Origin of the sequence: Streptomyces sp. NPDC048521 (genome assembly GCF_043199855.1) — a bacterium.
GTDB lineage: Bacteria > Actinomycetota > Actinomycetes > Streptomycetales > Streptomycetaceae > Streptomyces.
The window spans coordinates 221102-244913 of record NZ_JBICWR010000011.1; the positions used below are offsets into that span (position 1 = coordinate 221102).

21 protein-coding genes are annotated in these 23812 nt (G+C 71.0%); 11 read left to right on the forward strand and 10 right to left on the reverse strand.

All coding sequences use genetic code 11. The features are described from left to right. Nucleotides 1-39 precede the first annotated feature (39 nt). Together ACGFRF_RS25365 and ACGFRF_RS25370 are read left to right on the forward strand one after the other, a co-directional pair. Nucleotides 40-978, forward strand: coding sequence for an SRPBCC family protein (locus tag ACGFRF_RS25365; protein ID WP_393743550.1), 939 nt, complete (start codon nt 40-42; stop codon nt 976-978). Then, a complete protein-coding gene (locus ACGFRF_RS25370; RefSeq protein WP_393743552.1) occupies nt 975-2150 on the forward strand; it encodes a zinc-dependent alcohol dehydrogenase in 1176 nt (391 codons plus the stop codon). The genes ACGFRF_RS25365 and ACGFRF_RS25370 overlap by 4 nt, the downstream gene beginning before the upstream one ends. 155 nt (nt 2151-2305) lie before the next feature. On the opposite strand, the gene dacB is transcribed toward ACGFRF_RS25370, so the two are convergent. After that, complete coding sequence (gene dacB / locus ACGFRF_RS25375; RefSeq protein ID WP_393743554.1) at nt 2306-3685, reverse strand: D-alanyl-D-alanine carboxypeptidase/D-alanyl-D-alanine-endopeptidase; 1380 nt, start codon at nt 3683-3685, stop codon at nt 2306-2308. A gap of 231 nt (nt 3686-3916) precedes the next feature. On the opposite strand from dacB, the gene ACGFRF_RS25380 reads away from it, so the two are divergent. Both ACGFRF_RS25380 and ACGFRF_RS25385 read left to right on the forward strand, forming a co-directional pair. After that, nucleotides 3917-4408 (forward strand): hypothetical protein, encoded by a 492-nt coding sequence (locus ACGFRF_RS25380; protein ID WP_393743556.1) that lies wholly within the window; start codon nt 3917-3919, stop codon nt 4406-4408. Nucleotides 4409-4785: 377 nt separating this feature from the next. Next, nucleotides 4786-6027, forward strand: a complete 1242-nt coding sequence (locus tag ACGFRF_RS25385) for a cytochrome P450 (RefSeq protein WP_393743558.1) — start codon at nt 4786-4788, stop codon at nt 6025-6027. Nucleotides 6028-6480: 453 nt separating this feature from the next. Here the strand turns inward: ACGFRF_RS25385 and ACGFRF_RS25390 are convergent, their stop codons facing one another. The 5 genes from ACGFRF_RS25390 to ACGFRF_RS25410 form a co-directional block, all read right to left on the reverse strand. Then, nucleotides 6481-6636, reverse strand: coding sequence for a hypothetical protein (locus ACGFRF_RS25390; RefSeq protein WP_393743560.1), 156 nt, complete (start codon nt 6634-6636; stop codon nt 6481-6483). Between the two features lie 363 nt (nt 6637-6999). Then, nucleotides 7000-7425 carry a DUF6924 domain-containing protein gene (locus ACGFRF_RS25395; RefSeq protein ID WP_393743562.1) on the reverse strand — a complete coding sequence of 142 codons (426 nt, stop codon included), beginning with the start codon at nt 7423-7425 and terminating at the stop codon, nt 7000-7002. A gap of 204 nt (nt 7426-7629) precedes the next feature. After that, nucleotides 7630-8070: a nuclear transport factor 2 family protein gene (locus tag ACGFRF_RS25400; RefSeq protein ID WP_393743564.1), complete on the reverse strand. Its 441-nt coding sequence runs from the start codon at nt 8068-8070 to the stop codon at nt 7630-7632. Between the two features lie 140 nt (nt 8071-8210). Further along, on the reverse strand, nt 8211-9599 hold the full coding sequence (locus tag ACGFRF_RS25405; RefSeq protein WP_393743566.1) for an MFS transporter: 1389 nt from the start codon (nt 9597-9599) through the stop codon (nt 8211-8213). Between the two features lie 253 nt (nt 9600-9852). After that, nucleotides 9853-10395, reverse strand: a complete 543-nt coding sequence (locus ACGFRF_RS25410) for a TetR family transcriptional regulator (RefSeq protein ID WP_393743568.1) — start codon at nt 10393-10395, stop codon at nt 9853-9855. Nucleotides 10396-10534: 139 nt separating this feature from the next. Between ACGFRF_RS25410 and ACGFRF_RS25415 the strand changes: the two genes are divergently transcribed. Beyond that, nucleotides 10535-11977, forward strand: coding sequence for an aldehyde dehydrogenase (locus ACGFRF_RS25415; RefSeq protein ID WP_393743570.1), 1443 nt, complete (start codon nt 10535-10537; stop codon nt 11975-11977). A 172-nt stretch (nt 11978-12149) separates the two neighbouring features. Here ACGFRF_RS25415 and ACGFRF_RS25420 read toward each other — a convergent pair whose 3' ends face one another. The 3 genes from ACGFRF_RS25420 to ACGFRF_RS25430 all read right to left on the reverse strand — a co-directional run bounded on the left by ACGFRF_RS25420 (nt 12150) and on the right by ACGFRF_RS25430 (nt 15144). Next, nucleotides 12150-13007 carry an oxidoreductase gene (locus ACGFRF_RS25420; RefSeq protein WP_393743572.1) on the reverse strand — a complete coding sequence of 286 codons (858 nt, stop codon included), beginning with the start codon at nt 13005-13007 and terminating at the stop codon, nt 12150-12152. Between the two features lie 108 nt (nt 13008-13115). Continuing rightward, the gene (locus ACGFRF_RS25425; RefSeq protein WP_393743573.1) at nt 13116-13949 is read right to left on the reverse strand and encodes an oxidoreductase; all 834 of its coding nucleotides are present in this window, start codon (nt 13947-13949) and stop codon (nt 13116-13118) included. A 355-nt stretch (nt 13950-14304) separates the two neighbouring features. Continuing rightward, complete coding sequence (locus ACGFRF_RS25430) at nt 14305-15144, reverse strand: amidase family protein (RefSeq protein WP_393743575.1); 840 nt, start codon at nt 15142-15144, stop codon at nt 14305-14307. Between the two features lie 12 nt (nt 15145-15156). Between ACGFRF_RS25430 and ACGFRF_RS25435 the strand changes: the two genes are divergently transcribed. Next, nucleotides 15157-15936, forward strand: a complete 780-nt coding sequence (locus ACGFRF_RS25435; RefSeq protein ID WP_393743715.1) for a NosD domain-containing protein — start codon at nt 15157-15159, stop codon at nt 15934-15936. Between the two features lie 155 nt (nt 15937-16091). After that, nucleotides 16092-16871, forward strand: coding sequence for an SDR family NAD(P)-dependent oxidoreductase (locus ACGFRF_RS25440; protein ID WP_393743577.1), 780 nt, complete (start codon nt 16092-16094; stop codon nt 16869-16871). Between the two features lie 261 nt (nt 16872-17132). On the opposite strand, the gene rpmF is transcribed toward ACGFRF_RS25440, so the two are convergent. Beyond that, complete coding sequence (gene rpmF / locus ACGFRF_RS25445; RefSeq protein ID WP_393743579.1) at nt 17133-17333, reverse strand: 50S ribosomal protein L32; 201 nt, start codon at nt 17331-17333, stop codon at nt 17133-17135. Between the two features lie 1131 nt (nt 17334-18464). Here rpmF and ACGFRF_RS25450 point away from each other — a divergent pair. The 4 genes from ACGFRF_RS25450 to ACGFRF_RS25465 all read left to right on the forward strand — a co-directional run bounded on the left by ACGFRF_RS25450 (nt 18465) and on the right by ACGFRF_RS25465 (nt 23742). After that, nucleotides 18465-19100: a TetR/AcrR family transcriptional regulator gene (locus tag ACGFRF_RS25450; RefSeq protein WP_393743581.1), complete on the forward strand. Its 636-nt coding sequence runs from the start codon at nt 18465-18467 to the stop codon at nt 19098-19100. Nucleotides 19101-19405: 305 nt separating this feature from the next. Further along, entirely contained in the window at nt 19406-20446 is a 1041-nt protein-coding gene (locus ACGFRF_RS25455) for an alpha/beta fold hydrolase (protein WP_393743583.1), read from the forward strand. Nucleotides 20447-20558: 112 nt separating this feature from the next. After that, on the forward strand, nt 20559-20753 hold the full coding sequence (locus ACGFRF_RS25460) for a hypothetical protein (protein ID WP_393743585.1): 195 nt from the start codon (nt 20559-20561) through the stop codon (nt 20751-20753). A gap of 196 nt (nt 20754-20949) precedes the next feature. After that, complete coding sequence (locus ACGFRF_RS25465) at nt 20950-23742, forward strand: helix-turn-helix transcriptional regulator (RefSeq protein ID WP_393743587.1); 2793 nt, start codon at nt 20950-20952, stop codon at nt 23740-23742. The last annotated feature ends 70 nt before the right edge of the window (nt 23743-23812 follow it).

Sequence of the window (23812 nt, forward strand, 5' to 3'; positions counted from 1 at the left end):
GCCGCCTTCCCTTCACCTCACCGCACGTAGGGAGCACCCATGAAGACAGACACCCGTTCCACCTCCCGCCTACGGCACGATCCGCTCGTACGTGGCCTCGGCTGGACAAGTGCGCTGCTGGGCGTGCCCCAAGTCGTCGCCCCGGCGGGCTTCGCCAGGGCACTGGGCGTGGGCGACGCCTCCCGGCACCGCTCGGCCACTACCGCTGTGGGTGTGCGCGAGTTGGCGGCGGCGACCGGGCTGCTGGGGCGGCCGCATCCCGCCTGGCTCTGGGGCCGCGTCGGTGGCGACCTCATGGATCTGACGATGCTCACCCGGGCCCTGAAGAACCACAACGGTCGCGGCCTCGGCCGCACCGTTGCCGCGACCGCCGCGGTCTCCGCCATCACGGCCACGGACGTCTACGCGGCCGTGACCCGCACGCGTAGGAGCGCCCCCATGGAATTGACCGCGACCACCACCGTCACCCAACCCCCGGACGAGGTTTACGGCATGTGGAGCGACCTGAAGCGACTGCCGGACTTCATGGCGCACCTGGACGAGGTGCGCGTCACCGGCCCGCGCACCAGTCACTGGCGGGCCGGCGCGCCGTTCGGCAAGGCGGTCGAATGGGACGCCGAGACCACTCAGGACGTCCCCGGCCAGCTGATCGCCTGGCGGTCGGTGGACGGTGCCGACATCGACAACTCCGGCGAGGTCCGCCTGGTGCCCGCCCCCGGCGGCCGGGGCACGGAGATCCGGGTGACCCTGCGCTACGACCTGCCCGGCGGGGCGCTGGGCAAGGCCGCGGCGCGCTACTTCGGCGAGGAACCGCACCAGCAGTTGGACGACGACCTGCGCCGCTTCAAGCAGATCGCGGAGACCGGTGAGGTCGTCCGCTCCGAGGGCGCACCCGGCGGCAAGCGGGCCCGCGGGGAGTTCCCGCAGCACCCGGCCCGACCGCTGACCGAGGACGAACTGAAGGAGGCCCTGGCATGAAGGCGAGCTGCTGGACGGGACGCAACTCCGTCGAGGTGCAGGACGTCCCCGAACCGTCGATCCTGAACAGCCGCGACGCCATCGTGAAGATCACCTCGACGGCGATCTGCGGCTCCGACCTCCACCTGCTCGACGGCTACGTCCCCACCATGGAAAAGGGCGACATCATGGGCCACGAGTTCATGGGAGAGGTCGTCGAGGTCGGCCCCGGCATCAGCGACGACAAACTGCGCGTCGGCGACCGGGTCGTCGTGCCCTTCCCCATTGCCTGCGGCGCCTGCGCGTCCTGCCGCGCGGAGCTGTACTCGTGCTGCGAGAACAGCAACCCCAACGCCGGCATCTCGGAGAAGTTCTTCGGTCACCCCACCGGCGGCATCTACGGCTACTCACACCTCACCGGTGGCTTCGCCGGCGGCCAGGCCGAGTACGCCCGGGTGGTGTTCGCCGACGTCAACGCCCTCAAAATCGAGTCGGACCTCAGCGACGAGCAGGTGCTGTTCCTGTCCGACATCCTGCCGACCGGGTACATGGGCGCCGAGCTGTGCGACATCCAAGACGGTGACGTCGTCGCCGTCTGGGGCGCCGGGCCGGTCGGCCAGTTCGCGATGGACAGTGCCCGGGTCCTGGGCGCGGAAAAGATCATCGCGATCGACAAGGAGACCTACCGGCTCGACATGGCCGCCGCCCAGGGCTACACGACCGTCGACTTCGAGGACGTCGACGTACGGTCGGCGCTGCTGGAACTCACCGGCGGCCGGGGCCCCGACAAGTGCATCGACGCGGTCGGGCTCGAGGCCACACACGGTGCCTCCCACGTGCACCTCTACGACCGCGCCAAGCAGGCGGTCCGCTCCGAGACCGACCGGCCGCACGCCCTGCGCCAGGCCATCCTGTCCTGCCGGAGCGGCGGCGTGGTGTCGGTCATCGGCGTCTACGGCGGGCTGATCGACAAGTTCCCGGCGGGTGCGTGGATGAACAGGTCCCTGACCCTGCGCACCGGGCAGTGCCACGTGCAGAAGTACATGAAGCCGCTTCTGGGTCTGATCGAGCAGGGCAGGATCGACCCCACCAGGGTCATCACCCACCGGATGCCCCTGACCGAGGCAGTGACCGGCTACGACCTGTTCAAGAACAAGAAGGACCGCTGCGAGAAGGTCGTCCTCACGCCGTGAGGGCCGCGCCGATGAACTGTGACACCACGTGTCGCTGACGCCGACGAGCCCAGCCGGCCCTGGGGAGCGTGCTTCTGCGGCCATTGCCGTACTTCTCGGGCAGGTGCACCCATTGGGTTCCGGTCTGGAATCCCGACGATCCTGAGCGAAACCGCCTAGGCCCAGCAGCCGTTCACGGTCGCGGCCAGACCGTCCATCGCGTCCTTGATGTCGTTCGGGGCGGCCGTCGAGCCGTTCTCGACGAAGGAGAAGACCCGCCATTCGCCGTCGTCGGTCCGGGTCAGACCGCTCAGGGCGATGGCACCGGTGAGGGTGCCGGTCTTCGCCTGCACCTTGCCTACGGCGCACTGGGAGTTCGGGTCGTCGAACCGGCCCCACTCCGGGCCGAGGGTGGAGCCCGCCTCACCGGCGACCGGCAGGCCGTCGAGGACGGCGCCCAGGGTGTGCGCGTAGCGGGGCTGGGTGAGCAGTTCGAGGATCTGCGCGAGGGTGGCCGCCGGGATGCGGTCGGTCCGGGACAGGCCGCTGCCGTCGTGGATCTCGAAGTTCTCGAGGGACACGCCGTAGCGGTGGCTCAGCACGTGGCGCACGACCTCGGTGCCGTCCTCGAAGGTCGCGGGGCGTCCCGCGCCCAGCGCGGTCATCCGCAGCAGGGTCTCGGCGATGTTGTTGTCGCTGGTCTTCAGCATCTTCTTGACGATGTCCGCCAGCGGGGCCGACCGGTGGCGCGCGACCGGCACATCGGTGCGGCGGGCCGTGCCGCGCGTGACGTCGCCGTCGACGCTGATGCCGTCCTCGGCGAGCAGCTTGGCGAAGGTCTGCCCGGCGTCGATGGAGGTGTCCTGCACGCCGCGGCCGTCGACGACGAGGGCGCGCACCGGGGCGACGCTGTCGGGGTAGTAGCCCTCGTTCCAGCCGTCGGCCAGGGTCGGCTCGGGGAACAGGCTGTCGTCCACGGCGACCTTGACCGAGGTCAGGCCCGCCCGCTGCAGCCCGGCGACCGCGGTCTTCGCCAGCTCGGCGAGGTCGGCGCTGCTGAGCGTGCGGTCGCCGCCGCCGACGAGGGTCAGGGTGCCGTCGCCGTAGACCACCTTGGTGGTGAACCGGTGCTCCGGGCCCAGCACGGTCAGGGCGGCGGTGGACGTGGCGAGCTTGACGTTGGAGGCCGGCATCAGCGCCGTGGAACCGTCGTGGTCCCACAGGGTGCTGTCGGAGTCCGCGTCCAGGACCACGCCGCTCACCTCGGAGCCCAGCCGCTGGTCGAGCACGCGGGCATCCAGGTTGGTGGCCATCTGCTGGTCGTCGGGGTCGGCCAGGCCGGTGCTGCCGGACGCGCCGCTGCCGGCCTGTGCCGTGGTGCCGTTGCCGGCGGCGAAGGCCGAGGGCCCGGCCAGCGCGGCCGAGGCGACGGGCACCGCCAACGCCAGCACGACGGTACGCCGGAGACCAGTGCCGCTCTGTCCGGTCCTGCGGTGCCTGCGCCGCCCGCCCGGCACGAAGGAGTTGAGCTGTGTTTCCGCTGCGGAGTTACTCATGGAATCCAAGGTTCGAGTCAAGATACGTGTGAAACGGTCCGGTGCGCACCCTACGTCGCCGCACCCCCGGCTCCGGGCGGCTTCCGTGTCTTGCCATCACTTCTTCACACCGGTGTCAGCCCTGCGTGTGCCTAGACTGAAACAGGTGTCTGGGGAACGGACGGCCGGCACACCGCGCTTGTCCGTTCGCCGCGCCACCGGACCGGTGTGACATGGGGAGGGTGCCGTCCGATGAAGTCCGCACGCCGGGAGACCGCCCGATGGGCCGCGGCAGGTACGTGGCCCACCGCGCTGGCGCTGGCCGCCGCGGGGTGCTGGTTCCTCGGCCGGGCCGGTGAGCCGCCGGGCGGTGCCGACCGCGTGACCGCCGAGCGCGTGACCGCGGGCCGGGTGTGCCGGTCCGCGCTCCCGCACGGTATGGAGCTGTCCTGTGGCACCTACGGCTTCGGCGACCTGCGCTACGTCTGCGCCGCCCACGGCCACGACGGTGCGCGGTGCGAGCGGACGTCACAGGTGACGGTGCGTAACTCCGGCCGCTCCGTGGCGTATGTGGCGTACATAGCGGGGCCGGGGGAGGGCGTGCGCGAGGAAAGCCCCCGACAGGCGGTGGATCCGGGCGATGAGGCGACCTTGCGCCCCGGCGGGGGACGGCTGTTGTTCGACATCACGCTGCGCGGCACGGACGGGGGGCCGAGCAGCCTGGAGGTGGTCCGGGTCCGCTGACGCCCCGGCGGACGCCCGTGACGCGGCGCCCTGGCCACGACCGGTGCGGACGTCACCCGGGTGAACCTTCAGAGGGCCGGGCCACGTGTCTCTTGAAACGGCTTCTGCGGCCGACCGAGCCACCGAGCGACCGGCCGAGCCACCGAGCGACCGGCCGACCGGCTGGCCGGGTCGATCCGCGGCCATGCGGCCGCACCTGGCCCGGACCGGCCATGCGGACCGCACCTGGACCGGCCGAGCGGAGCGTGTGCGGACCGGTCGGGAGACCGTTCGCGGACCGGCCGAGAGACCGCGTGGACCGGCCGGCGGGGTGTATGCGTCCCGCGGCACGGCACGACCCCCGGGACCGTCCCGGCGTAGAGGGCGAGGAAACACGGATGGACACGCACCAGCAGGCGGCGCCGGTCGGTGAACCGGACGAGCGGGTGATCATGGGCCCGGAGTTCAAGGCGGACGCCCACCGGCAGTACGCGCGGCTGCGCGCGAAGGGTCCCATCCATCCGGCGCAGTTCTTCCCCGGCATCACGGGCTGGGTGGTCGTCGACCACAACCTCGCCCGCGAGGCGCTGGTCCATCCGGCGCTGCTCAAGGATCCGCAGCCGGCCGCGGAGATGCTGGAGGCGGCGGGCTTCCTGGGCCACAAGCGCGGCACCGGGTTCGGCGGCCAGATGCTGGAGGCGGACCCGCCCGAGCACACCCGGCTGCGCCGTCTGGTGTCGGGCGCGTTCTCCCCCAAGCGGACCGCCGAGATGGAACCGCGCATCACCCAGATCGCCGACCAGCTCATCGACGCCCTGCCGCCGTCCGGCGAACTGGACCTGGTGGAGGCCTTCACCGCGCCGCTGCCGGTCGCCGTCATCGCCGAACTGCTCGGCATCCCCGAGGCCGACCGCCAGGACTTCCGCCGCTGGACGACGCTCGCCTTCCAGGTGGGGCACCCCGAGTACGCGACGGCGGTGGCGAGCCTGCACGGGTTCCTGCGCGCACTGGCCGACGACAAGCGCCGTGCTCCCGGTGACGACCTGCTGTCCGCCCTGGTCGCCGCCCGGGACGAGGACGACGGCCGCCTCTCCCAGGACGAACTGGCCGGCACCGCGGCCCTGCTCGTCATCGCCGGCCACGAGACCACCGTCAACCTCCTGGGCAACGCGGTGCTGGCGCTGCTCCAGCACCCCGACCAGCTGCGGCTGCTGCGGGAGGACCTCGGCCTCCTGCCCAACGCGGTGGAGGAGTTCCTGCGCTACGACACGTCCGTCGAGCGCACGACGAACCGGTACGCGGCCGAGGACCTGGAGCTGGGCGGGGTGCGCATCCCCCGGGGCGGCATCGTCGCCGTGGCCCTCGCCTCCGCCGGCCGCGACGCCCCCCTGCCCGACGGCGGCGACCCGGACACCCTCGACATCACCCGTCCCGCCGCCCGGCACCTCGCCTTCGGCCACGGCATCCACCACTGCCTGGGCGCGCCGCTGGCCCGCCTGGAGACCCGTATCGCCCTGCGCACCCTCCTCACCCGCGTCCCGCGCCTGGAACTGGCGGTCCCCGCCGACACCCTCGACTGGTTCCCGGCGGGCATGGTGCGCGGTGTGCTGTCCCTTCCGGTGCGTTACCGCACCGGATGAGAAGGGCCGCCGGTGCCGCACACGGCGGACCGTGACCGCCGTGGGGAGGCCGTGCCCCGCCACAGCGCTGCCGCTGACGGAGGCTGAGTCGAACACCGAGGCGGACACCCAGTCCGAGGCTGAGTCGCACACTGAGCCGGACACCGAGGCGGACACAGAGGCGGACACCGGTGTCTCATCGGTTCCGGAAAAGAAAAGGGTGCCCGCCCCCCGACGGGGGACGGGCACCCTTCGTGTCATGCGCGTGTGTTCTTCGGCGGACCGAGAGCGTGGACGTCTTCGCATCGACGGCGTACCGAGGATGACGCGCGTCCGCTCAGCGCTCAGCGCAGGCCGTAAGCCCGCGTCACGGTCTGCCGTACCCGGTCATCCGCCTGGTCCACGGCGTCAGCCCGCAGGCTGACATGGCCGCCCGGGTGTCCGCCCGCGGGTATCACCAGCGACCAGCGGCCGTCACCGGCGGCCTTGACCCGGGCCCGCCGCCAGCTCTTGCCAGACGATCACGCCGATGCGGCCGGTGTGCCCGTCGTCGAGCCGCTGGGCCGCGAGCCCCGTGATGTCGAACAGGGCGCGGTCCACCTCGCCCCGTGACAGCGCGTCCCAGCACATACGTGTGGTCGTTCTCGGTGAACCGCGCGAAGGCCGCTTCGCGCCGCCGCGGGGCGGGGGTGGTACCGACGATCTCGACGGTGCTGCCCGAGCGCCGGTAGCTCACCGTGTCACCCGTGATGAGAGTGACCTTCTCGACGGGCCCGGCGGCCACTGCGCCCGGCTGTTCGGCGGCGAGCCTCGACGGCGCCGCGTCGGCCGGTGCGACGACCAGCCCCGCCAGCGTGCCGACCCCCAGCAGCAGCGCCGCTGTTCTGTGTCCTGTCACTGCAACCCTCCTGTTGCCGCCCCTTGGTCGAGGGGCGGGGACAGTTGTTCCGACAGGTCAACAGGTCGGCAGTGCTTCCGGGTTGCCCGGCCCGGTCAGAAACCCCGGAAGACGCCGTCGTCGTCCGCGGCGTCCACGAACTCCTCCCAGTCCATGTTGGCGAGGGAGATGTTGTTCTCGATCGACCACACCTGGGTGGCGACGACCCTGAGTTCGTGGAAGGCCTGCTCCGGCGCGTCCTCCTCCTCCGTCTTCAGGATGGCCAGCAGTGGCATGTCGGGTCCGCTCAGGGCCTGTCGGTCCGCCAGGATCAGCAGGTCGTCCTCGGCGGGCGCCAGCTCGGCGACCTGCTCGGTGGTCAGGTCGCGATAGGCGGGGTCGTCCACGATGTGCAGCGCCGCGAGGTACCCGTCCTCCTCGTCCGGGGTGGTGATCACCGTGCGAAGCGTCTGCCAGGCCGCTTCGTCGGAGAAGTCGGTGCGGATCAGCAGGGTGTCTTCGCTCTGCGGCAGGCTCTTCATGGCCGGATCTCCTGAGGGTGGGCGATGACCGGGCTGTGCGGCGCCCGGCACACGTGCCTGCGCATGTTAGCGAATCAGTTGATCACATGTATCGACCGGTCACCTGCCGTGACTTGTGACGAACGGCGACTCCCGCCGGGGTGTCAGGGGCAGCGCCGACGATGACCGCATACCTGCCCGCTTCCGACAGTCCCGTGCGAGGGGTCAGCGGAGGTGATGGCTGACGTTCCCGACCATGTGGATGTCGATCCGGCGTTCCGCGAACCGCCATGTGCCGTCCTGTCGTACGAAGCGGTCTCGGTAGCGGCCCGCCGCGATCGGCTGGAGCGGAAGTTCCGGCACCTGCTGGAAAATCGTCAGGTAGGACCGTGCGGTGGCCGTGGCCGCGCGCTCGTCGACATCGACGCGGATGTTGGTGGTGACGTGGTGGGTGCGCAGTGTGCCGTCGGCGTAGCGGATCGTGCGCTCCCGAAGCATGTTCTCCACGGCCTCGGCGCCCTCCAACCGGGTGCCGTCACTTCCGATGAAGACACCGTTGGCGAAGAGTCGGCCCACACCGGCCAGGTCGCCGGTGTCGACCAGTTCCGCGTACTCAGCGATCAGATTCTCGATCTCGCGAGTGGCGGCCAAGGCGAATGCTGACATGGGAAACCCTTTCACGATCTTCTCTGCTGCGGTCGAACACTGAACGTGCTGATGAGGTGTCGGCCGACGCGCGAGGACATGGCGTACCGGCCGCCACGTGTGCGCCGATGACCGGCGTGAACTCGGTGGAAGAACTCGGTTCAGTAGGGGTTGTGCTCGTCGACGAGTTCCGCGATGCGCGCGTCCACCGTCTCCTCGTCCCGGCCCGCGCCGGCCGAGCCCGCCGGGATGAAGAGGCAGGAGACGAGCCCGACCACGGCGGCCGCGGCCAGCAGCAGGAACACCGCCGTATAGCCGCCCTCGCTGGGGAACTGCCCGGACGTCGTACGGGAGGCGAGGACGGTGGCGACGACGGCGGCACCCACCGCTCCTCCGATGGTGCGGATGTTCGCGTTCATCCCGCTCGCCGCGCCCGTGTGTTCAGCGGGGACGGCGTGCACGATCGCCGCGGACAGGGCTGACAGTCCGATACCGAATCCCACGCCTCCGATCGCGGCGGCGAGGGAGACGAGCCAGGCACTGCCGTGGAGGAACGCGAGCAGAAGGTAGCAGACGACGATCGGCACGGTGCCGACGACCAGCAGTGTCTTCGTCGGTACCGCCCTGGCCAGTGGGCCGGCGGCGAGGCCGCCGAGGAACTGGGTGACCGAGACCGGAAGGAAGATCAGGCCGGTCATCACGATGGATTCACCGAGGCCGTAGCCGGTACTGGTGGGAGTCTGGAGGAAGGAGGGGACGAACCCGAGGGCGGAGTAGAGGGTGACTCCGAAGAGGAACGAGGCGAGATTCGCCGTCCACACCGGACGCATACGGAACACCCGCATGTCGATCAGCGGGTACCGGGAGCGTGTCTCGACGGTCACCCACAGCACGCCGGCCACGACCGCGGCGGCGAACAGACCCAGCGTCCTGCCCGAGCCCCAGCCCCACTCCTGACCCAGGCTCAGCGGCAGCAGGAGCAGCACCAAGGTCGCCGCGAGCATGAGGCCGGCCGGCCAGTTCATCCGGCCTGTGGCCGCCGCCCCGGTGTCGGGGACGAGCGCCAGCACGGCGAACACCATGACTGCGTTGGCTATGGCGGGCACCCAGAACAGCCACGGCACACCGAGTCCGTCGATGATCGGGCCGGCGACGAGGACACCGACGGCACCGCCCACCGCGCTGACAGCGGCGATCGCGCCGATCTTGGCACCGACCTGCTCGCTGGGCAGCAGGTCACGGACGACACCGAAGGCCAACGGCAGGGTGGCGCCTCCCGCGCCTTGCAGCAGGCGGCCCAGCACCAGGACCGGCAGGCTGGTCGCGAGCGCCGCGACCACACTTCCGGCGGTCAGGAACAAGAGGACCACGATGAGGACGCGGCGTTTGCCGACCTGGTCACCCAGCCGTCCGAGCAGGGGTGTCAGTACGGCGCTCGACAGCAGAAACGCCGTGAGGACCCAGCTCACCTCTAGCTGGCTGGTGTGCACCTGGCCGCGCAGCGCCTCCAGCCCGGGGTTCACCATCGACTGCACCAGGGCGTAGGACACCGAGGAAACGGACAAGACCGCCACTGCCGCACCGGCTCCGCGCGATGCGGGGGAGTGTTTCGCCACGGCGTGGCCCGAGGAAGATTTTTCGGACTTCACGGTCCAACTTTGGGCCTCGAAAATAGGACTGTCAAGTCCAATTTGGTGGGCTGGTGCTCACACGTGGAGGGGATCCCTCGGCCAGTCTCCGGCGCCCGTCCGGCGGGACGTGTTCCCACCGGGTGGCCGCCATGTCCCCCTCCGGATCTCCGCCTCAGGACGCTCCGACGCCGTGCAGAAACGTGTCGACCACCACGTCAGCGGCCTTTCCGGGAGCCAGGTGTTTCTGCTGGTGCGCCACCAGGTTCACCAGCTCGGGCAGCAGCGGCCCCGCCCATCCCTCCGGCTGGTCCCGGCGCAGGAGCCCTTCGTCGGTGGCCCGGCGCAGAAAGGCGTCGACCTCGGCGATACAGGCGTCCCGGCGCCGGCGGATGGTGTCGTCGGCGAGCATGCGGGCGAGGTCGACGGGCCAGGTGCGGTTGACGGCGATGATGTTCTCGACGTAGCGGTGCAGTGCGACGGCGACGGGGGCCTCGCGCAGCCGGGCGTCCTCGATGGCCCGCTCGATCGCCGTGACGCGCGATTCGTAGATGGCGGCGAGCAGTTCCTCGCGGCAGGAGAAGCGCCGGTAGACGGTGCGCCGGTCCACTCCCGCCTCCGCGGCGATGCTCGCGATGCTCGCGCCGGGGTCGGCGGCGAGCATGCGCGCTCCGGTGATCAGGACGGCTTCCAGGTTGCGTGCAGCATCGGCTCTCATCCTTGAAGAGTACCTCTGTTGAGGCCAATCTGAGATTTGCTACCACGCTTATGTGCATCTAACGGATAGAAGTGCTACATTGAAGTGGCAGTTGGACGAGAGGTCCGAACGAACCGAGAGCACGGAAGAGAGAAAGCGCATGATCACCTACGACCGGCTTTTCATCGGTGGTTCCTGGGTCGAGCCGAGCAACCCGGAGCTGCTCGACATCGCCTCGCCGCACGACCACTCGGTGGTCGCCCGCGCCGCCCAGGCGCAGCCGGCTGACATCGACCGCGCGGTCGCCGCGGCACGGAAGTCCTTCGACGAGGGCGAGTGGCGTCTGACCCCGCCGGCGGAGCGGATCGCCGTCCTGCGCCGCTTCAACGCCCTGCGTGAGGAGAACGCGGAGAAGATCGCACACCTGATCTCCCTGGAGAACGGCTCGGCCGGCTGGTTCACCCGCGCCGGACAGCCCGGTCTGACCAGGCAGGCGAACGCCTACCTGAAGGCGGCGGAGGAGTTCGGCTGGGAGGAGACGCTCGTTCCCTCCGACCCGGCGTCCCCGGTGCGCAGCGTGGTGCGCCGTGAGGCGGTCGGCGTCGTGGCCGCGGTGATCCCCTGGAACTCGCCGTTCTCCTCGGCCACTTCGAAGATCATCCCCGCTCTGGTCGCCGGCAACTCCGTGATCCTCAAGGTCTCCCCGGAGAACTCCCTGAGCATGGGCTTCCTGGCCGAGCTGCTGGAGCAGGTGGGCCTGCCCGAGGGCGTCATCAGCGTTCTGCCCGCGGACCGGGAGACCAGCGAGTACCTGGTGTCGCACCAGGACGTCGACAAGATCGCCTTCACCGGCTCGACGCGGGCCGGCCGCCGCATCGCCTCCATCGCGGGTGAGCAGCTCAAGCGGGTCAGCCTGGAGCTGGGCGGCAAGTCCGCCGCCATCATCCTGCCGGACGCCGACATCGAGAAGGCGGTCGCGGGCCTGAAGTTCGGCTCCCTGCTCAACAACGGCGAGTCGTGCATCGCCCAGACCAGGATCCTGGCCCCCCGCGGCCGGTACGAGGAGGTCGTGACCGCGCTGAAGGAACTGGTGGGGTCGCTGAAGGTCGGCGACCCGAACGACCCCGACACCTTCATCGGCCCGATGATCCGCCCCGACCAGCAGCAGCGGGTGCGCGACTACATCCAGCTCGGCATCGAGGAGGGCGCCCGCCTGGTCATCGGCGGCCCGCAGATCCCCGAGGGCCTGGAGAAGGGCAACTACGTCACGCCCACCGTCTTCGCCGACGTCGACAACTCCATGCGGATCGCGCAGGAGGAGATCTTCGGCCCGGTCCTGGTGGTCATCGCCTACGACGACGAGGACGACGCCGTCCGCATCGCCAACGACTCCGAGTACGGCCTCTCCGGTGGCGTCTGGTCCTCCGACGAGGAGCACGCCCTGGCGGTCGCCCGCCGCGTCCGCACCGGCACCGTCACGGTCAACGGCGCCTCCGTCGCCTTCGACGGCCCGTTCGGCGGCTTCAAGGCCAGCGGCATCGGCCGCGAGTACGGTGCGGTCGGCCTCGGCACCTACACCGAGTACAAGACCATCACCGTCTGACCCCGGTCGTACGACCCCGACCACGGCCGGAACCACCGACGGACGACCCACGGACACACCACGCACGAAACCGCCGACGGCGGCAGGTGGACCCGACCACCTGCCGCCGGCGCGGCGTTCTCGGCTGTCCGTGGACGGCCCGGAATCGGGCGTCCAGCTCATACTGTGAGGCTCACAGCACCGCGTTGTCGGCGGCACCCGGGAAGTCCGTGCTGAACGCGAGCTGCTCGCCGGCCTCGAACTCCGCCCGCAGCTGGTCGAGCTTGACGCCGATGCGCCGCTGGGCGTCGCTGCCCAGGACGACCCAGTGGGGCAGCTCCGGAGCGGCGACGGCCCGGTAGATCGCCTCGGCGGCGCGCTCCGGGTCACCGGGGAACATCTCCGGCGTGAGGTTGCTCATCATGGCGCGGAAGGCGCCGGCCGTGGCGGCGTAATCGTCGATGGCCTGGCCGGACGCCCGGGTCCGGTTCTCGATGCCGGTGCGGAACGAACCGGGCTGGACGATCATCGCGTGCAGGCCGATGGGCTCGATCTCCTGCCACAGGGCCTCGGTGAAGCCCTCCAGCGCGAACTTGCTGGCCGAGTAGTAGCCGTTCGCGGGAAGGCTCGCCAGGCCGTCCATGGAGGAGACGTTGACGATGACACCGCTGCGCCGGGCGCGCATGCCCGGCAGCACCGCGCGGGTGAGGGCGACCGCACCGAAGAAGTTGACCTCGAACAGCCTGCGGTAGTCGCTCTCCTCCTGCTCCTCGAGGGCGCCGATGAAGTCGATCGCCGCGTTGTTGACGAGGATGTCGATGCCACCGAAGCGCTCCTCGGCGGCGCGGACCGCGGCGTCCCGGTCGGCGGGCTCGGTGACGTCGAGCTTGACCGCCAGAGCGGTCTCCGGGTAGCGGGCCGCCAGTTCGGTGGTGGCCCGTGTCGAGCTGGCCGTCGCCACCACCTGGTCGCCGTGGGCCAGGACGTGTTCGGCGAGGGCCTTGCCCAGTCCGCTGGATGCGCCGGTGATGAGCCAGGTCTTGCGAGACATACGGTGGATCTCCTTCGGATCGAGTGAGCGGGGGTACAACGAGGGGGGAGGCAGAGAAGGGGGGAAGGGGAGACGCCGGAGCGCCCGGGGTACGGCGCGGCTGTGTGCCTACGCCGGGAAGTCCGCGGCGCCGCTCGCCTCGGCCCACTTCCTCGTCTCCGCGGCGCGCGCCTCGCCCGCCTCCAGAGCCATGGTCACGGCCTGCGCGCCCAGCAGGATGCGGCGCGGCGGGTCGTCGTGGCCGACGCCGTCGATGAGGACCTTGGCGGCGCGGACCGGGTCTCCGGGCTCCTTGCCGTTGTTCTCCGCCCGGTACTCGTTCATGGCGCCGACGGTCTCCTCGTAGTCGGGACCCACCGAGTGCCGTTCCATCGACGAGCCCTGCCAGTCCGTGCGGAAGGCGCCCGGCTCGACGATGACCACCCTGATCCCGAGGGGCGCCACCTCGTTGGCCAGGACCTCGGAGAAGCCCTCCACGGCGAACTTCGCGCTCTGGTAGGCGCCCATGCCCGGAGTACCGCCCACCCGGCCGCCGAGGGAGGAGAACTGCAGGAACGTCCCCGAGCGCTGCCCGCGCAGCACCGGAAGGGCGGCCCGGGTGACGTTGACGACCCCGAAGAAGTTCGCCTCGAACTGGGCCCGGAAGTCGTCCTCCGCGATCTCCTCGATCGGGGCGCTGTTGGCGTACCCGGCGTTGTTCACCACGACATCCAGTCGGCCGAAGGCGTCGACGGCCGCCTGCACCGCGTTCCGGGCGGCGGCGGTGTCGGTGACGTCCAGGGCCACCGCCCGCACCTGATCGCCATGGCGGGAGACCAGGTCCTCGAGCTGCTCCGGGCGGCGCGCGGTCGCCACCAACTGGTCGCCGGACGCCAGAACCGCTTCCGCCAGGGCCCGCCCGAAACCACGGGACGCGCCGGTGATCAACCATGTACGAGCCATGCTGTGCCCTTCGTCGATCTTCACTGGGGTGCGCCGCACGTGTGTGGGCCGACCCGACCTGCGCAGGGTGCGAAGCGGTACGAGCCGCAGCACAGCCGTCCCTGTTGAACGGCTATCGGCAGGATGTATCCCAGAGTCGTCGTCGACCCCGCGCATGACGTCCGTCGTTTGACTGCCGGTTCCTCGCGCACCGGCCGCGGGCGGGCCCCGTGGGTAAGTCATCGGACCGATGTGTCATACATTGCGCCGGTGGCCCGGCGCGCGATCCGGCGGGCAGCCCGACGAGGCCGCCCGACCCGATCGGACAGCCCGCTGGAGTTCCTTCCAGGCAGCCCGGCGGGGCCGCCCCGGTGGCCTACTCCGTCTCCGCGCGGCGCAGCAGCGCGTCGATCCGCACGGCCACGGACAGCAGATCCCGGTCGGCCATGCGAGGGCCGATGAGCTGGAGGCCGACGGGAGGAGACGCGGTGACCGGGAGGGGCACCGTCACCGACGGCAGGCCCGCGGTGGCCGCGGGGGAGGTGTTGCGGATCAGAGTGAAGAACGTGGGCAGGTCCCGGCCGTTGAGCGGGAGGGACTCCTCGTACCGGCGGAGCGGCCGGGCACACACCGGGACCGTGGGGCTGAGGATCGCGTCCAGGCCGTTCGCCGCGAAGAGTTCGTCGTAGGCGGCCTGCATCGCCCGGCGCTCCGCGACCGCCGCGCGCGGAGCGGCGGGCCCCGCGTACGCCGGACCGGTGGGCAGCGCACTGGCTTTGAGCATGCCCGCGATGACCGGGTCACCGGCCGCGTCGAGGACTTCGGCAGGTGTGAGTCCGGTGCGGTGTTCGTCGAGGTAGCGGCCGAACGCGGCGGCGAACTCTCCGAAGACGAGGTGGATCCCGACCCGGGTGTCGTACTCCACCAGGTGCGCCGTGTCCACGGGAACCCATTCGGTCCGCGCCGTGGTCAGACGGTCGACGGCCTCCGCCCAGGCCGCTTCGACCGGGCCCTCCAGGTCTTCGGTGAACACGTGCCTCGGCAGGCCCAGCCGGAGCGGGCGCCCGGGGTCGAGGGCCCTCCCGGTCTCCCCGGTGACGATGGTGTCCAGGGCCGTCAGACGGTCCAGGGTGCGGGCCAGCGGTCCGGGTGTGTCCCGCGTGACCGACAGCGGTGTGATGCCGGCCGAGGGGTAGCGCCCGGCACTGGGGCGCACGTCGGTGAGGGCATCCTCGTGGACAGCGCGGACGGCGCGACGATCTCCGGCAACATCGTCTCCGGCAACAACACCGGCGCCGACGGTTCCGCGTTCTACGGCCAGTGCAGCACGACCGGTGACGAGCCCGGCGACTGCGGCGGAGGCATCCACCTCCTCGGCAGCTCCCGTGCCACCGTCCAGGGCAACACCGTGCAGAGCAACGCTGCGGGCATCGTCGTCAGTGATGAGAACGGCCCCGCCGCGCACAACACGATCACCGCCAACCAGGTCCTGGACAACACGCGCTCGAACGGCATCACCCTGGCCGGTCGCAACGCCGCCGCCCCGGGCGGAACGCCCGCACCCGCCGACGGCGGTGTCTTCGCCAACAGCGTGACCTCCAACATCGTGACCGGCAACGGGCTCGACGCGCCCGGCGGTGGCGTCGCCCTCGTCTCCGCGGTAGCCGGCGGCGCCGTCTACGACAACAGCGTGGAAGGCAACGTCCTCTCCGGCAACGGACTGGCCGGCGTCGTCGTGCACGCGGACACGACCGGGCAGGATCTGAACGGCAACACCGTTCGCGGTAACCAGATCGCCACCAACAACGTGAAGGGCGATGAGGGTATGCCCTCCGTCGAGCAGACCGCCGGTGTCGTCGTGCGCGCCGCGGGATCGCTCGCCGTCACGGTGACCGGCAACACCATCGCCAACGACCACTTCGGTCTGTGGACCGCAGGGCCGGTGACCGTCAGCGGTGCCGCCGGCAACATCTTCAACGCCGTTGACGTGCACGTGTCCACGAACTGAGATCCCGTTGGAACAGTCCCGCTCCGTTCGCCGCCGCAGCCGGCGAACGGAGCGGGACCACACCTGATCCGCCCCCACGTATCGCTGTGCCGAGACATACATATGCTGCGTGGCGGGGGACGAACACACACGTTGGCGACAACACAGGAGAACCCATGGATCTGCAGCTCACGGGCCGGCGCGCGGTGGTCACTGGTGGAAGCCGGGGCATCGGCTTCGAGGTCGGCCGTGCACTTGCCGCGGAAGGCGCCTCGGTCGCCCTGGTCGCCAGGTCCGCCCGGCACGTCGAGGAACAGGCCGCCCTGCTGCACAAGGAGACCGGCGCCAAGGTCATCGCGGTCGCGGCCGACACCGGGGACGACGCTTCGGTGGCCGAAATGGCCCGCACGGTGCGGGAGCGGCTCGGTGACGTGGACATCCTGGTGAACAACGCCGCCACCACCAACCCGGGTGCGTTCCCGGATGACGCCTTGGAGGCCGAGATCAATGTCAAGGTTCGCGGTTACCTGCGCTGCGTCCGCGCCTTCGCCCTCGGCATGACCGAGCGGGGCTGGGGCAGGATCATCAACGTCAGCGGTCTGGCGGCGCGGCAGAGCGGGTCGGTGACCGGCTCGGTGCGCAACGCCGCGGTGGTCGCCATGACGAAGAACCTGGCGGACGAACTCGGGCCGCAGGGAGTCAACGTCGTCAGCGTCCAGCCCGGTGCCACGCGGACCCGTACGTGGCTGGACAACCTGCAGACCCAGGCGACCGCCATCGGGAGCAGCCGGGCGGAACTGGAGGAGCGGGTCGCCGCGACCGTCTCCATCGGCAGGATCGTCGAACCGCATGAGGTGGCGGCCGTCGTCGCCTTCCTTGCCAGTCCCCTCAGTGTGGCGATCAACGGTGACACGGTCATCACGAGCGGCGGCGCCAAGGGACCGATCTACTACTGATCGCCTGCTGGCCGCACCAGGGAGGTGTCGTCGCGCCGGATCGGCACCATGACCGACGCGGCCGACACTCGCCTCGCCGACGTACTGACCGCTCCTGCGCGTACCGAGGTCCGGCCGGCGGCCGGACGGGTTCGCAAGGAGGGGGCGACGTTCACGCCGCATCCCGCTCTCGCGCGCGGGACAGGCTCAATCGCTCACCCGAGGTGGCCGAGCGGCCGAGCCCGGTGGCCCAGGGCCTCCGGGCTCGGCCCTCGACACAGGTCAGGCCGAGGGCAGCACCTGACGGCCCCGGTACATTCCGCAGTGCTGACAGGCGGCGTGCGGTGGGGTCGGCAGACCGCATGCCGAGTTGGCGCACTGTACGAGGAGCGGCCGAGCCGCCTTCCAGTGGGCTCGGCGGTGACGTGTCCGTGAGCGGGACTTCTTGTGCATCATGGGCGATGGTCCGATTCCGTGTGTCATCGCTCTGACCGGACAGGGCACGCTGGAATCCGACGGGCTGGCACACACATCCTTCAGGTGTCCTCGTCGGACACGTCTTCCTGAGGCAGCGCGAAGCTCGGCGGAGCACGGGCCGGTGAAGGTCAGAGCCGCTGGGCGCGGGCGCAGTGAGCCCGCTGGGCGTGGGCAAGGTGAGCACGCGAGCCGTCCGCCACCAGTGGAGGAAACCCGCGACGCGGGCGAGGTGTGCGAGGCGGCTGGGCTGTCCTCAATCGCTGGTGACGAGGGTGAGGCCTGGACCGGCGCCGATGGGCGGTGGGCTCAGGCTAGGCTCTGTCGACTTCGATCAGCACGCGGTGGAGGCTAGCAACTGCCGGGCGTGGCCGCAAAACACATATGACCTCCTGGCCGACGACCACACGCCGTCCCGACCCGGGCAGCGCGCCGAGCAGGCCCGGCCCCTCGACGGCAGGGCCGGGTTGCCTTGACGGCTGGGGCATGGCTGCCACGACTGGTGGGGCCGGGTTGCCTTGACGGCTGGGGCCCGGCTGGCTCGTCCGGTGGGGCTGGGCTGCCTTGACGGCAGGGTTTCGGCCCCTCGACGGCAGAGGTCCGGGCGTCTTGACGGCTGGGGCCCGGCTGGCTCGTCCGGTGGGGCTGGGCTGCCTTGACGGCTGGGGTCCGGCCCCTCGACGGCAGAGGTCCGGGCGTCTTGACGGCTGGGGCCCGGCCTGGCTCGTCCGCTGAGGCTAGGCTGCCTTGACGGCTGGGGCATGGCTGCCTTGACGGCTCGCCCGGCTGACTCGACCTCCGGGGCCGGCCTAGACCGCTGGAGCGCGGCCCCCTCGACGGCAGGAGCCCGGCCCCCTCGACGACAGTGGCCCTGCCCCCTCGACGGCAGGAGCCCGGCCCCCTCGACGACAGTGGCCCTGCCCCCTCGACCGCTGGCGCCCCGGCCTCCCGACCCTCCCGAGGCCGGGCCGGCAGACGCCCGTCCCGGACCTCTCCGCCTCCCCAGCGGCCACACCCCGCTGCTCTCCATGCCCGACAAGCCGGCCGATCTCCTCGAGGAGATCGTGCACGGCGCTCCGGCATAGGGTGCTGGAGCGGCCTGCCGAGCCGCGGAAGCGCACGATGACCGGAAGGTGCCCGATGAGACCCGTGACCCGACGCCAGGCCGACCATCATGCCGCGCGGTCGGCCGCGACCCGGGCGCAGGTGATGTCCACCCTGGAGCGGCTGCTCGATTCGGGCGAGGCCTTCTCGGAGATCAGCGTCCAGCGGATCCTCGAGGAGGCGGGTGTGTCCCGGGCCACGTTCTACGCGCACTTCCACAGCAAGTCGGAGGTCCTGGTGCGGCTCACCGATGAGCTGCGGGAGTCACTGCTGACGCTGGCACGGCAGTGGGACCCGGGCGCCGGGGAGGACGGGGCCGACCGGTTCGCCCGGTTCTTCGAGGAAGTGATCACGATCCACCGCGCCCATCAGGGTGTGCTCACCGCGGTCCGCGAGGCGGCGTCCTACGACTCCGCAGTGGGCGACTTCTACACCGCCGACCTCGAAGGTTTCGACGAGGCGGTGCTGAGGAGCCTGCTGTCCGAACAGGCCGCCGGTTCGACGCCGGCCGACCTCGACGCCGTCGCCGCGAGCCGGATCATCGTCTGGGGAGGCGCCCAGGCGATCGCGCACCACATCCGTGTCGACGACGGCAGCGGTGACGCCGTCTTCGCCCGCGAACTCGCCCAGATCTGGTGGCACGGCGCCTACCGTCGCCCCGCCGGGGCGTAGGGCTCCCTGTCGCCGGCCGGACCGCCGAGCGCAGTCGTTGTGGCACGACACCCCGCGTCCGGCCGAGGTGCGGGGAGTGGGTGCGGAAAGGAATCCGCCAAAGTTCGCAAGTGGCCGGAAAATGAGCATCGTTCTGAGCTGCTGCTCACACGTGTTCCGGCGCCGCTCCATGGCGCCGCCGTGTCGCGGGTTCCTTGACAGCGGGGGCCTCGCGTGAAGATCCTCGTGACCAGTTAGAGCGGTGACGCACGGTGAGTGTGTGCACATGTGTCTCGCGCGCCCCGGACCGAACACGAGGAAGCGACATGATCAGCAGGCGGAGACTGACCCAGGCCATGACGGCGGCAGCGGCGACGGGGGCCGCCGGTCCGGCCGGGGCCGGCCAGGCGTCGGCGGACACGGGCACGGCAGCCGTCGAGGCATCGAACGGACCGACCGCACACGGTCTGGGACCGGTGCGCGTCGCCCGCACCGACGTCCTGGACGTCGCCTATCACGCGGTCGGCCCGGCCCGCGGAAAGCCGGTGGTCCTCCTGCACGGCTGGCCGTTCAGTCCCGTCGGCTCCTACGCCGAGGTGGCCCCCGCGCTCGCCCGGCGCGGATATCGCTGCTACATCCCCTATCTGCGCGGCCATGGAGAGACCCGGTTCCGGCGCGAGGACACCGTCCGGTCCGGTCAGCAGGCGGCGCTCGGCGCGGATCTGGTCGCCTTCATGGACGCCCTGCGCGTACCCCGGGCCCTGCTCGCCGGATACGACTGGGGCGGGCGGGCCGGCGACGTCGTCGCCGCACTCTGGCCGGAGCGCTGCACCGGACTCGTCTCCGTGAACGGCTACCTCATCCAGAACCTCGCCGTCGCCCAGGAGCCGCTTCCTCCCGCGCGGGAGGAAGGCTACTGGTACTTCTTCTACTTCCTCACCGAGCGCGGACGGAAGGGGCTCCAGCGCAACCGGGAGGACCTCGCCCGCGTCGTCTGGCACCGCAACTCGCCCGCGTGGCAGTTCACCGAGGCCGAGTTCGCGCAGGCGGCCGAGCTGTGGACCAACCCGGACTACGTCGACGTGGTGATCCACAGCTACCGGCACCGCCTGGCCGCCGCCCCCGGCGACCCCCGGTACGCCGAACTGGAGCGCAGGCTGCTGGACCAGCCGAAGATCACCGTCCCCACGGTCACCCTGGACGGGCAGGCCGACGGCGTCATCCCGGCGACCGACGGGAGCGGGTACGCCGCACACTTCTCCGGCCCCTGGACACACCACGTCGTCCCTGGCGCCGGCCACAACCTGCCCCAGGAGCGACCCGGGGCGTTCACCGCCGCGATCCTCGAAGCCGATGCCATGGGGTGACCGGCGGCACATTCGTCACCACCTTGACAGGTGACGCATGGAGGTGCAGGCTGATAGCCGTCCCCGGCACCAACGAGGACGCCATCCACGACCGACGAAGTGGAGCAGGGTCATGAACAAGGAACTCACCAGCGAGGCCGCCGCGGCGGCGGTGCGGCAAGCCCGCTTCGGCAAGCTTCCCGAGCGCATCCGCTTCGAGGACATGAGCGAAGAGGTGGAGGTCGAGAAGGGCGGGGCGAACGCCTCGTACAACCCCGAGGGCCAGTGGAACTACTACTCGTGCCTGGCTCTCGACATGGGGCTGTAGTCCCGGCCCAGCGCTCCCCCCAGGGGGAGCGCCCCAGCCCGCGTGAGCAGGCGACAACATATCGAGACGTCCAGGTAGACATGCGGACACAGGGTGTCGGGTGATCCGATACGCTGTCGGGCCGCGTGTCGACATGTGCGCATCGATGGACAGCGCGGGGTTCCCTTTCATCGCAGCCCTTGGAGACAACAGCCCGATGAGCGACCAGGACCACCCGGCCCGTCCCGCCGCAGGGCGGCGGCTGATCGGGCGGGACCGGGACCTGGAGTTCATACGGTCCCACCTCGACGGCTCCGCGGTGCACGGGGCGGCTCTGCTGCTGTCGGGCGAGGCGGGCATAGGCAAGACCGCGCTCCTCGACACGGTGGCGGCGCAAGCCACGCAGCGGGGAGTCCGTGTGCTGCGGGCGAGCGGAGTGCAGTTCGAGGCGGACATCAGCTACGCCGGCCTCAACCAACTGCTCGTGCCGCTCTTCGACTCCTTCGACCGGCTGGACCGCGGCCACCGCGACGCCCTGCGCGTCGCAGTGGGCATCGGCGGCGGCCCGCCACCCAACCGTCTCCTGACCTCCACCGCGGCCCTGATGCTGCTGCGCCTGATCGCCGACGACACGCCCTTGCTGGTCGTCGTCGACGACCTGCCGTGGCTGGACCGGGCCACCACCTCGGTACTGGGCTTCGTGGCCCGGCGGCTCATCGGCAGCCGCATCAGCTTCCTGGCGGCCTCCCGCGTCACCTCCGACGGCTTCTTCGAGTCGAGCGGTCTGACCGAACACCGGCTCCAGCCGCTGGACGAGGTGTCGTCGGCCGAACTGCTCGCCCACACACACCCTGAGATGTCCCTCGCGGTCCGGCGCCGGGTCATCGCGGCGGCATACGGCAACCCGCTCGCGCTGGTGGAGCTGTCCGGTGCACTGGAAGCCGAACAACGCACGACACCGACGGCGGTGCCCTCCGTCCTGCCCCTCAGCGAGCGCCTGCAGACACTCTTCGCCGCACGTGTGGCCGACCTGCCGGAGCCGAGCCGGGAGCTGCTGCTGATCGCGGCGCTCGAGGGCACGGGCGATCTGGCCGTGATCGAGGCCGCCGGTGCCGGCCGTGCCGTGATCGACGACCTCGAACCCGCCGAACGCGACTGGCTGATCTCGATCTCGCCCTCCTCCCGGCGGCTGTCCTTCCGGCATCCACTGATCGGTTCGGCGGTGGTGGCGCAGGCGACGGCCGCGGACCGCCGCCGGGCGCACCAGGCACTCGCCGCCGTACTCACCGACCAGCCGGAGCGCCGCGCCTGTCACCTCGGGGAAGCGGCGACAGGCCCGGACGAGACGGTGGCCGACCTCCTGGAACAGGCCGCCCGTCTGCGCCTGGCGCGCGGCGACGCACTGGGCGCGGTGGCCGCGCTCACCCGTGCGGCGGGCCTCAGCCCGGCGTCCGCCGACGAGAGCCGCCGGCTGGCGGAGGCCGCCTACATCGGCGCCGACGCCGGCGGTGAACTGGCAGACGCCTCTCGCCTGCTGGCCGGAGCCCGGCAGGCCGACCCCGCCGCCTGCACATCGCTCCACGCTGCAGCGGCATCCGCCCTCCTCCTGATCAACAAGGAAGGCGACATCAACACCGCGCACCGGCTGCTGGTCGGCGCGATCGAGACAGGCGGACACCGCTGGGACGCATCCGACGGCGCCCTGATCGAAGCCTTGTTCACCCTGATCACGCTGTGCTGGTACAGCGGCGACCCGCAGAAGTGGCCACCGCTGTTCCGGGCGCTCGACCGGCTCACCCCTGGACCGCCCGACCTCTTGCGGGCGTGCGCCCAGATCATCGCGGACCCGGCTCGCACCGGGCACCGGGCACTGGACACGCTCGACGCACTGCTGACGGATGTCGGCCAGGACCCGACCCGCGTCATTCGCGTCAGCAACTGCGCGGTCTACCCGGAGCGGCTGGCGGACGTGCGGGAGGGGTCCGTGCGCCTGGTCGAAGAGGGCCGTGCCGGCACCGCACCCGCCCGCCGGCACCTCGCCGCACTGATGCACCTGTGCCTGGTCCACTACCCCGCGGGCCGCTGGGAGGAGGTCGTACGCCTGGCCGGTGAGGGGCTGGTGCTGTGCGAGGAGCACGGGTACCGCTTCTTCGCCTGCAAATTCCAGTACATGCTCGCGCTCGTGGCCGCGGCACGGGGCGACACGGCGACGAGCACGGCCCTGTCCCAGGAGATCGTCGGCTGGGCCGCCCCCCGCGGCGCCCACGGTGCGCAGGTCCTCGCCTTCCACACCAGAGCCCTGGCCGCCCTCGGCGCAGGCGACTTCGAGGCCGCCTACCGGCATGCCACCGCGCTCAGCCCGGCCGGAACCCTCGCTCCTTACCTCCCGCAGGCCATGGCCGTCACCATGGACCTGGTGGAGGCGGCCATCAGAACAGGGCGCCCCGCCGAAGCCGCCGCCCACGCGGCAGCCATGCGGGAGTCCGCGATGCCCCGGCTCGCACCCCGTCTCGCGATGCTCGTGCTCGCCTGCGAGGCGCTGACCACGCCCGGCGACGACGCCTTCGCCCTGTTCGAGAAGGCGCTCCGCCAGGCCGAGCCCGGCGACTGGCCGTTCGACGTCGCACGGATACGCCTCTTCTACGGCGAACGTCTCCGACGCAGGCGTGTCACGAAGGATGCCCGCGAGCAGCTGGCCCAGGCGTCGAAGGCGTTCAAGGAGCTGGGAGCAGCCCCGTGGGTGACCCGTGCCACGGCCGAACTCCGTGCGAGCGGCCACGGCGCATCGGCCGCCGCGCAGCCGGGGAAGGGGGCCCTGACCGCCCAGGAGCGGGAGATCGCCACCCTGGCGGCCACCGGTCTGACCAACAAGCAGATCGCCGAGCGACTGTTCCTGTCGCACCGGACCATCGGCACGCACCTGTACCAGATCTACCCCAAACTCGGCATCAACTCCCGCGCCTCACTGCGTGACGCCCTGGCCGCCCTCGACCTGGAGGACATCGGCTGAGGGGCGGTCCCGGCGACCGTACGGTGACGGGACCGGGCGCGAGCCGTCGTGGACCGGCCGCCGGAGCGGA